The sequence below is a fragment of the Rhodococcus sp. (in: high G+C Gram-positive bacteria) genome, from assembly GCF_049591685.1.
Lineage (GTDB): Bacteria > Actinomycetota > Actinomycetes > Mycobacteriales > Mycobacteriaceae > Rhodococcoides.
On the sequence record NZ_JBAWFH010000295.1, the window covers coordinates 1 to 8,887 of the forward strand.

At 64.0% G+C, this 8,887-nt stretch carries 9 protein-coding genes; 7 read left to right on the top strand and 2 right to left on the bottom strand.

Annotated features, from left to right (window positions below; genetic code table 11):
• The 5 genes from atpA to WBQ44_RS12300 all read left to right on the top strand — a co-directional run.
• Positions 1-1,202 (top strand): F0F1 ATP synthase subunit alpha (atpA, locus tag WBQ44_RS12280; protein ID WP_495566964.1); only part of this gene is annotated, 1,202 nt, incomplete at its 5' end.
• 53 nt (positions 1,203-1,255) lie between these two features.
• Positions 1,256-2,230: a F0F1 ATP synthase subunit gamma gene (locus WBQ44_RS12285; protein ID WP_495566965.1), complete on the top strand. Its 975-nt coding sequence runs from the start codon at positions 1,256-1,258 to the stop codon at positions 2,228-2,230.
• 3 nt (positions 2,231-2,233) lie between these two features.
• On the top strand, positions 2,234-3,682 hold the full coding sequence (gene atpD / locus WBQ44_RS12290) for a F0F1 ATP synthase subunit beta (protein ID WP_495566966.1): 1,449 nt from the start codon (positions 2,234-2,236) through the stop codon (positions 3,680-3,682).
• Between the two features lie 30 nt (positions 3,683-3,712).
• Positions 3,713-4,072: a F0F1 ATP synthase subunit epsilon gene (locus tag WBQ44_RS12295; RefSeq protein WP_495566972.1), complete on the top strand. Its 360-nt coding sequence runs from the start codon at positions 3,713-3,715 to the stop codon at positions 4,070-4,072.
• Between the two features lie 32 nt (positions 4,073-4,104).
• The gene (locus WBQ44_RS12300) at positions 4,105-4,542 is read left to right on the top strand and encodes a DUF2550 domain-containing protein (RefSeq protein WP_495566967.1); all 438 of its coding nucleotides are present in this window, start codon (positions 4,105-4,107) and stop codon (positions 4,540-4,542) included.
• Positions 4,543-4,551: 9 nt separating this feature from the next.
• Here the strand turns inward: WBQ44_RS12300 and WBQ44_RS12305 are convergent, their stop codons facing one another.
• Entirely contained in the window at positions 4,552-5,136 is a 585-nt protein-coding gene (locus WBQ44_RS12305) for a cob(I)yrinic acid a,c-diamide adenosyltransferase (protein ID WP_495566968.1), read from the bottom strand.
• 56 nt (positions 5,137-5,192) lie between these two features.
• Between WBQ44_RS12305 and murA the strand changes: the two genes are divergently transcribed.
• Complete coding sequence (gene murA / locus WBQ44_RS12310; protein ID WP_495566969.1) at positions 5,193-6,446, top strand: UDP-N-acetylglucosamine 1-carboxyvinyltransferase; 1,254 nt, start codon at positions 5,193-5,195, stop codon at positions 6,444-6,446.
• Here murA and pdxR read toward each other — a convergent pair.
• Positions 6,439-7,848, bottom strand: coding sequence for a MocR-like pyridoxine biosynthesis transcription factor PdxR (gene pdxR, locus WBQ44_RS12315; RefSeq protein ID WP_495566970.1), 1,410 nt, complete (start codon positions 7,846-7,848; stop codon positions 6,439-6,441). The genes murA and pdxR overlap by 8 nt on opposite strands.
• A 109-nt stretch (positions 7,849-7,957) precedes the next feature.
• Here pdxR and WBQ44_RS12320 point away from each other — a divergent pair, with 109 nt between their 5' ends.
• The gene (locus WBQ44_RS12320) at positions 7,958-8,635 is read left to right on the top strand and encodes a pyridoxamine 5'-phosphate oxidase family protein (protein WP_495566971.1); all 678 of its coding nucleotides are present in this window, start codon (positions 7,958-7,960) and stop codon (positions 8,633-8,635) included.
• Positions 8,636-8,887 lie beyond the last annotated feature (252 nt).

An 8,887-nucleotide genomic window follows, 5' to 3' on the forward strand; every position in this document is an offset into this window, starting at 1 on the left:
CGCTGCAGACCGGCATCAAGGCCATCGACGCGATGACCCCCATCGGTCGCGGACAGCGTCAGCTCATCATCGGCGACCGCAAGACGGGCAAGACCGCCGTGTGCATCGACGCCATCCTCAACCAGAAAGCCAACTGGGAGTCCGGCGACGAGAAAAAGCAGGTCCGCTGCATATACGTCGCCATCGGCCAGAAGGGCTCCACGATCGCCGGCGTCAAGGCCGCGCTCGAAGAGCAGGGTGCACTGGAGTACACGACCATCGTCGCCGCTCCCGCGTCCGACTCGGCCGGTTTCAAGTGGCTCGCCCCGTACACCGGTTCGGCCATCGGCCAGCACTGGATGTACCAGGGTAAGCACGTCCTCATCGTGTTCGACGACCTGACCAAGCAGGCAGAGGCGTACCGCGCCATCTCGCTGCTGCTGCGTCGTCCGCCGGGCCGCGAGGCATACCCTGGTGACGTCTTCTACTTGCACTCCCGTCTGCTCGAGCGTTCGGCCAAGCTGTCCGACGAGCTCGGCGGCGGATCGCTGACGGCTCTGCCGATCATCGAGACCAAGGCCAACGACGTCTCGGCGTACATCCCGACCAACGTCATCTCGATCACCGACGGTCAGGTGTTCCTCGAGTCCGACCTGTTCAACAAGGGTGTTCGTCCCGCGATCAACGTCGGTATCTCGGTCTCCCGAGTCGGTGGCGCTGCGCAGACCAAGGGCATGAAGAAGGTTTCCGGTTCGCTTCGTCTGGAGCTTGCTCAGTTCCGTGAGCTGGAAGCGTTCTCGGCTTTCGCCTCGGACCTCGATGCTGCCTCCAAGGCTCAGCTCGAGCGTGGCGCTCGCCTCGTGGAGCTGCTGAAGCAGGATCAGTACTCGCCCGTCGCGGTCGAAGATCAGATCGTGTCGATCTGGCTCGCCGGTCAGGGTACGTACGACTCGGTTCCCGTCGGCGACGTCCGTCGCTTCGAGACCGAGCTGCTCGAAGATCTGCACCGTAACGCCAGCGGCGTCTACGACAGCATCGCCGGTGGCAAGGCTCTCGACGAAGACACGCAGAAGGCACTGACCGAAGCCACCGAGAAGTTCAAGGCAGGCTTCCTCGACTCCGAGGGCAACCGCGTCGTCAACGAGGCAGAAGCCGACACGATGAACCCGGACGAGGTCAGCCACGAGCAGGTCAACGTCACGCGCAAGACAGTCAGCAAGTAGGTCTGCGAGATGCCCAGTGTCGTAACGAGTAGAGAAGGGAGCGTGAACAGCTGATGGCAAGCATTCTCGAGCTGCGTTCCCGGATCAAGTCGGTCAACTCGACCAAGAAGATCACCAAAGCGCAGGAATTGATTGCGACATCGCGAATCACCAAGGCGCAGGCGCGTGTTGCCGCATCCAAGCCGTACGCGGAAGAGATCACCAAGGTGCTCTCGGCATTGGCGAGTGCTTCGGGTTCGCTCGAACACCCACTGCTGACCGAGCGTTCGGAGCCCAAGCGGGCCGCAGTTCTGGTTGTCACCAGTGACCGCGGCATGGCGGGCGGCTACAACGCCAACGTCCTCAAAGAAGCTGAGGAGCTGTTCCAGCTGCTCCGCAAGGAGGGCAAGGATCCGGTCATCTACGTGCTCGGTGCAAAGGGACTCGGTTACTACACCTTCCGTGAGCGCGACGTGAAGGGTGCATGGACCGGCTTCTCACAGCAGCCCGCGTACTCCGACGCAGCGAAGGCCAGCAAGCACCTGGTCGAGCTGTTCATGGCGGGTTCCGGCTCGGAGGTCGATGCACCCAACGGTGAAGGCACCGTCGAGGGCGTCGACGAACTGCACATCGTGTACACGCGATTCGTGTCGATGCTGACGCAGCAGCCCGAAGTCCGCCGCATGGCACCGCTGGAGATCGCGTACACCGACGAGGAGATTCAGATGGGTGCAGACGCGCTCACCGATTCGCCCTCGGCGTCGGACGTTCAGGCTCAGTACGATTTCGAGCCCGAAGCCGGAACGCTTCTGTCGGCTCTGCTGCCGAAGTACATCAGCACGAGGATCTACGCCTCGCTGCTCGATGCGGCTGCATCCGAGTCGGCCGCGCGTCGTACCGCCATGAAGGCTGCGACAGACAACGCGAACGAATTGGTCGAGACCCTGAGCCGTCAGGCAAACCAGGCTCGGCAAGCCCAGATCACCCAGGAAATCAGCGAAATCGTTGGTGGCGCAAACGCGTTGGCTGACAGCGCAGGAAGTGACTAAGCAATGACCGCAGCAGTAGCCCAAGAGAACGCGAGCGGAGCGGACACACAGTCCGGCCGTGTCGTTCGGGTCATCGGCCCCGTTGTGGACGTCGAGTTCCCGCGCGGCGCCATCCCCGCCTTGTTCAACGCCCTCCACGCAGAGATCACTCTGTCGACCGTGGCCAAGACCCTTACGCTCGAGGTTGCACAGCACCTCGGTGACAACCTGGTCCGCACCATCTCGATGCAGCCGACCGACGGACTCGTCCGCGGCACGACGGTTGACAACACCGGCAAGCCGATCTCGGTTCCCGTCGGTGACGTCGTCAAGGGCCACGTGTTCAATGCCCTCGGTGACTGCCTCGACACCCCGGGTCTCGGTCGCGACGGCGAGCAGTGGGGCATCCACCGCAAGCCACCAGCCTTCGATCAGCTCGAGGGAAAGACCGAAATCCTCGAAACGGGCATCAAGGTCATCGACCTGCTCACCCCGTACGTCAAGGGTGGAAAGATTGGTCTGTTCGGTGGTGCCGGCGTCGGCAAGACCGTTCTGATTCAGGAAATGATCACCCGTATCGCTCGTGAATTCTCGGGCACCTCGGTGTTCGCAGGAGTCGGCGAGCGCACCCGTGAAGGCACCGACCTTCACCTCGAGATGGAAGAGATGGGCGTCCTCCAGGACACCGCCCTCGTCTTCGGCCAGATGGACGAGCCGCCGGGCACGCGTATGCGCGTCGCCCTGTCCGCTCTGACCATGGCGGAGTACTTCCGCGATGTTCTGGGCCAGGACGTGCTGCTCTTCATCGACAACCTCTTCCGTTTCACGCAGGCAGGTTCGGAGGTGTCGACCCTTCTGGGACGTATGCCTTCTGCCGTGGGTTACCAGCCGACGCTGGCGGACGAGATGGGTGAGCTCCAGGAGCGCATCACCTCGACCCGTGGACGTTCGATCACCTCGCTGCAGGCGATCTACGTCCCCGCCGACGACTACACCGACCCGGCGCCTGCGACGACGTTCGCCCACCTCGACGCAACCACCGAGCTCTCGCGTCCGATTTCGCAGATGGGTATCTACCCCGCTGTGGACCCGTTGAGCTCGACTTCGCGAATCCTCGAGCCTGGCATCGTCGGCGCCGAGCACTTCCGCGTGGCCAACGAGGTGAAGCGGATTCTGCAGAAGTACAAGGAACTGCAGGACATCATCGCCATCCTCGGTATGGACGAGCTTCAGGAAGAGGACAAGGTTCTGGTCGGCCGCGCACGTCGCCTCCAGAAGTTCCTCGGCCAGAACTTCATCGTCGCCGAGAAGTTCACCGGTGAGCCGGGCTCGGTCGTGTCGCTCTCCGACACCATCGAGGCGTTCGACAAGGTCACCAAGGGTGAGTACGACCACCTTCCCGAGCAGGCCTTCAACAGCTGTGGTGGCCTCGACGACGTCGAGGCAGCGGCCAAGAAGATGTCCGGAAAGTAGCCCGACGTGACTTCTGCAGAAACGGACGGCATGGAAGTTTCACTCGTCGCGGTCGAGCAAAGACTGTGGTCCGGCAACGCGACCCTGGTCAGTGCTCAGACAACTGAGGGTGAGATCGGCATCATGAAGGGCCACGAGCCCGTACTGGGCCAGCTCGTCGAAGCAGGAACGGTCTCGATCACCACCACCGACGGGGAGAAGATCGTGGCTGCTGTCCACGGCGGCTTCTTGTCGGTGACGGGTAAGACCGTTACCGTCCTGGCGGAGTCTGCAGATTTCGCTCAGGACATCGACGTCGAAGCTGCCCGGGCAGTGTTGGACGCAGGCGGCGACGACAAGGAAGCCCTCGCTGTGGCGAAGGGCCGAATTCGCGCGGCTGAGCGGGCCTAGGTCATCGGAAAGCCGCGGCGGAGCCTGTCGAGATGCACATCGGAGTGATCGTTCTGGTCATCCTGGTCGTGCTGCTCGCAGGCCTCGTCGCGGCTTTTCTGTACCGTCTGACGATCTTGCGGCGCGGTGGTACCGCGGCGATCATGCGGGTCACACCGTCGGTCGGCGGTACCGGTTGGCGTCACGGAGTCATTCGCTACGGCGACAACACCCTCGTGTTTTTCAAACTGTCGAGCCTGCGGCCCGGCCCCGATCACCGGATGACCCGTCAGGGCATCGAACTGGGTAAGCGACGAACGCCGCGTGAAGACGAGTTCGACATCATGAGCGACGAGATCGCAGTGCTCGCGCTCACCGACGATGGCCGCCACTACGAGATTGCGCTCGACCGCGGTGCGTTGACGGCGTTCATGTCGTGGTTGGAGTCTCGTCCGTCCGGCCGGTCCAAACGCGGTCGTCCCGCAGCCTGAGCTGCGGCTCTATTCGCCGGTCGAGCGTGATGCTCCCGGCGTCCACTGAACGTCGCCCTCCGGGTTGGCATACCGGCTGAGGATGAACAACAAATCCGACAACCGGTTCAGGTACTTGGCGGGCAGGACGCTCGTGTCATCGGGTGACGCCTCGACGGCGGACCATGCAGCGCGCTCGGCGCGGCGGGCGATTGTGCGCGATGCGTGTAGTAGCGCCCCGAGCGGTGTGCCGCCGGGCAGAATGAACGATGTGAGCGGCTCGAGGCTCTCGTTGTACTCGTCGCACCAGCCTTCGAGGCGGTCGATGTAGCTCTCGTCTATGCGTAGTGGCGGGTACTTGGGATCCTCGACCACGGGGGTGGACAGATCTGCGCCGGCATCGAAGAGGTCACTCTGAACGGTGCGGATGATCCGGACGATGTCCTCCGGCGGATTGCCCAGTGCCAGAACGACTCCGAGGCTCGCATTGGTCTCGTCGCAGTCGGCGTAGGCGACCAGACGCGGGTCGTTCTTGGTCACCCGGGAAAAATCGCTCAGACCGGTGGTTCCGTCGTCGCCGGTTCGGGTGTAGATACGAGTCAAGTGCACGGCCATGGCGCCACGGTACCGCTCGGACGGCGGGTACGAACCCGCAGCTACGCTGTCGAACTGTGAGTGAACGCTTTTTGGTATCCGGTGGAAACCGACTCGTCGGCGAGGTGTCGGTGGGCGGTGCGAAGAACAGCGTCCTCAAATTGATGGCGGCCGCGCTGCTGGCCGAAGGAACGAGCACAATCACCAACTGCCCGGACATCCTGGACGTTCCGCTGATGGCGGAGGTGCTCCGAGGGCTCGGGTGCGAAGTGGTACTCGAGGGGTCGGTCGTGCACATCACGACGCCGGCCGAGCCCAAATACCATGCCGACTTTCCGGCTGTCACGCAGTTCCGTGCCTCGGTGTGTGTTCTCGGTCCGCTCGTCGCCCGATGTAAACGCGCGGTTGTCGCCTTGCCGGGTGGCGATGCCATCGGGTCACGACCGCTCGACATGCATCAGTCGGGGCTTCGACTGCTCGGCGCCCACAGCGAGATCAAGCACGGATGTGTAGTAGCCGAGGCCGAGGAGCTGCGTGGCGCGAACATCCGGCTCGCCTTTCCCTCTGTCGGAGCAACGGAGAACATCCTGATGGCCGCGGTGCTGGCCAAGGGTGAAACCGTCATCGACAACGCGGCGCGCGAACCCGACATCGTCGACGTCTGCAACATGCTCAACGAGATGGGTGCTCGAGTCAGCGGAGCCGGCACCTCGACGTTGACCATCAAGGGCGTTACCGTCCTGAAGCCCACGACCCACCGGGTCATCGGTGACCGTATCGTCGCGGCCACCTGGGGAATCGCTGCCGCGATGACGAGGGGTGACGTTCGCGTGCACGGGGTCAACCCCAAGCACCTGTCGCTGGTCTTGGACAAACTGCGATCTGCCGGGTCCGAGGTCACCTCCGAAGCGGACGGCTTCCGGGTGGTGCAGCGCGAGCGACCTACGGCCGTAAATTTTGCGACGTTGCCGTTCCCTGGCTTCCCTACGGACCTCCAACCGATGGCTATCGGGCTGGCAGCGGTCGCCGACGGAACGTCGATGATCACCGAGAACGTCTTCGAAGCGCGGTTCCGCTTCGTGGAGGAGATGATTCGACTGGGCGCCGACGCCCGAACCGACGGACATCACGCGGTGGTGCGCGGCGTCCCACAGTTGTCCAGTGCGCCGGTGTGGTCGTCCGACATCCGGGCCGGTGCCGGATTGGTCCTGGCAGGTCTGTGCGCCGACGGTGTCACCGAGGTGCACGACGTCTACCACATCGATCGCGGCTACCCCCGTTTCGTCGAAAACCTCACCGCGCTCGGCGGGAGCATCGAACGCGTCAGCTGATCGATCGCAGTGCGTCGGTGAGCACGTCGAGGCTGTACGCGAGTTCGTCGTCGGACACCGATCCGTACCCGATGAGCAGTCCTGACGTCGGTGAGACGCCGCGCGTCGATTCCGCCAAGGTTGCGACGTCGACGCCTCGCCCCGCGGCCGCAGCGGATACGTGCTGCGCGCGATCGGCGTCGATCAACAACGTCGTATGCATGCCGGCGCCGACTCCGCGTAGCGCGCCGAACGGTGCCAAGGCGGCAGCAACGATGCGGTCACGCTCCCGATAACGTCGCCTGGCGGCTCGAACGGTGCGGTCCCACTCGCCGTCTCGCAGTAGCGATGTCATGGCGTGCTGCACCGGTACGGATGGATAGTCTCCGGTGTCGCGACGAACAACGGCAATCTCGTCGACGATGTGGGGAGGCGCCACCAACCAACCGAGTCGAATACCGGCGCCCAGAGTCTTCGCCACCGTGCCCAGATACACCGTCCTGTCCCGGGCGAGTTCGGCTACGGTCGGCAAAGGTGCTACGTCGTAACGGAATTCGGAATCGTAGTCGTCCTCGATGATCATCACCTCCCGGCCGCGCGCGAAGTCGGCCAATGCGCGGCGGCGCCCGATTGTCAGCAGGCCGCCGGTCGGGTACTGGTGAGAAGGAGTCACGTAAACCGCTGCGGTGTGCCGCGGCGCCGAGTCCAGATCGTGCGTCTGCAGTCCGTCGGCATCGACGGGAACGCCGAACACCGACCAACCAGACCGCGCGGCGGTGGTCGCGGCAACCGAGTACCCGGGGTTCTCGTGCGCCAGTATCGGCGTCGAAAGTCGCGCCGTCCCAGCGAGGGCAGCGAGAGTCAGGCCGAATCCGTGCATGCTGCCCGTGGTGATGACGATCGAATCCGCCGAAGTGTGCAGGCCGCGCGCTCGGCCGAGCAGGTCTGCGACGGCTCCGCGGAGGTCCGATTCACCGAGCGGGTCGGGGTAGGCGTGCGGGGGAGTGGTACTACCGGCGTCTCTCCATGCGCGTTTCCATGCCGGGGACAGGGATGCTGGTACCCAGGGGGAGCCGGTACCGAGTCGTATCCGTCGCCCACCGGTTGAGTGCTCTGTGTTTCGCGCGTTCGGGCGCTCCCCACCACGCGCGGCCGGCGCTCGCCCGGTAGGGAGCGCGCGAACGTATGTCCCCGAGCCGCGTCGCGGTTCGAGCCACCCCTCGGCGATCAGTTGTTCGTAGGCACTCTCGACAACGCCTCGGGCGATTCCGATATCGACGGAAAGTGCTCTGCTGCTGGGTAAGCGAGCTCCCGCGACCAAACTCTCGTTGGTGATTGCCGCCCTGATGCGATCCGCGATCTGCACGGGCAACGTGCGCGCGTCGCCGCGATCGAGCGTGACGCCGATCGAAGAGGGGAGCATGAAAACCTCCGAGATGCGTCGAGTGGCCTACAAAGATGTCGAGTGGCCTACAAAGATCCAGCCTCACTGGACCATGACGGGAGGCCAGTCGTGCGGAAGGATCAATCCGGTGAACGAAGGAATCGAACCGCTGTCTCCCACCCCTCGCTCGACGATCCGGCGCGGACGTCGTCGCGCCCAGACCGATCGGCGCGGTCTCGCCGACGTTCTGTCGGTGGCGAAGCTATGTCATCTCGGGGTGAACGTCGACGGATCCGTTCGCGTGGTGCCGACCGCGTTCGGAGTCGACTACGACGGGCCGGATCGCGGTGGAACTCTGTATCTGCACGGGTCGGTCGCCGCGCGCAGTCTCGTCCAGGCACCTGGAACCGAAATCTGCGTCACCGTCACCGTGCTCGACGGGCTCGTTCTCGCGAGATCCGCTTTCAATCACTCGATGAACTACCGAAGTGCAGTCGTTCTGGGTACGCCGAGAGTTGTGACCTCCGAAGACGAGCGCGTGCGCGCGCTCGACGCGATCGTGGATCAGGTAGTCGAGGGGAGAAGCGAACACTTGCGACCGCATACCGCCAAGGAGCTGGCTGCGACCGTCGTACTAGCGCTCCCGCTGTACGAGGCGTCGGTGAAGGCTCGCTACGGCGATCCGTCGGACGATGCGGGCGACATCGACGCGGGCGGCGTGTGGGCGGGTGTCGTTCCGGTGCGTCGCGTACTCGGGAAACCGATACCAACTTCCGATCTCGACGCTGACGTCCCTGTGCCGCAGCATGTTCGAGCGCTGAACTGACAACCGCGAGCAACTATGTCCGGGGTCACAGTCTCGCAATTGGCTCGGCGTCGCGTTGTGAGGATTGGGGCGGCCGCCGTCACCTGCGGAAACGGTGAGCCCGATTGTCGTCACCTGCGGATTTGCGTGACGTCCCCTCCTCGCGTAACTTTTGTCGAGTCAGAGCGACACGGACACCGACCCGCTGCCGAGAGGTGCGGGACACGAGGTTGTACGGTGTGTGTCTGGCTGTGAAGTGTGTAGGACAGTGTG

Excerpts from the sequence above, each read along its gene's own strand:
- WBQ44_RS12300 (WP_495566967.1), top strand. The coding sequence starts at position 4,105 with ATGCACATCGGAGTGATCGTTCTGGTCATCCTGGTCGTGCTGCTCGCA.
- WBQ44_RS12295 (WP_495566972.1), top strand. The coding sequence starts at position 3,713 with ATGGAAGTTTCACTCGTCGCGGTCGAGCAAAGACTGTGGTCCGGCAAC.
- pdxR (WP_495566970.1), bottom strand. The coding sequence starts at position 7,848 with ATGCTCCCCTCTTCGATCGGCGTCACGCTCGATCGCGGCGACGCGCGC.
- atpD (WP_495566966.1), top strand. The coding sequence starts at position 2,234 with ATGACCGCAGCAGTAGCCCAAGAGAACGCGAGCGGAGCGGACACACAG.
- WBQ44_RS12285 (WP_495566965.1), top strand. The coding sequence starts at position 1,256 with ATGGCAAGCATTCTCGAGCTGCGTTCCCGGATCAAGTCGGTCAACTCG.
- WBQ44_RS12305 (WP_495566968.1), bottom strand. The coding sequence starts at position 5,136 with ATGGCCGTGCACTTGACTCGTATCTACACCCGAACCGGCGACGACGGA.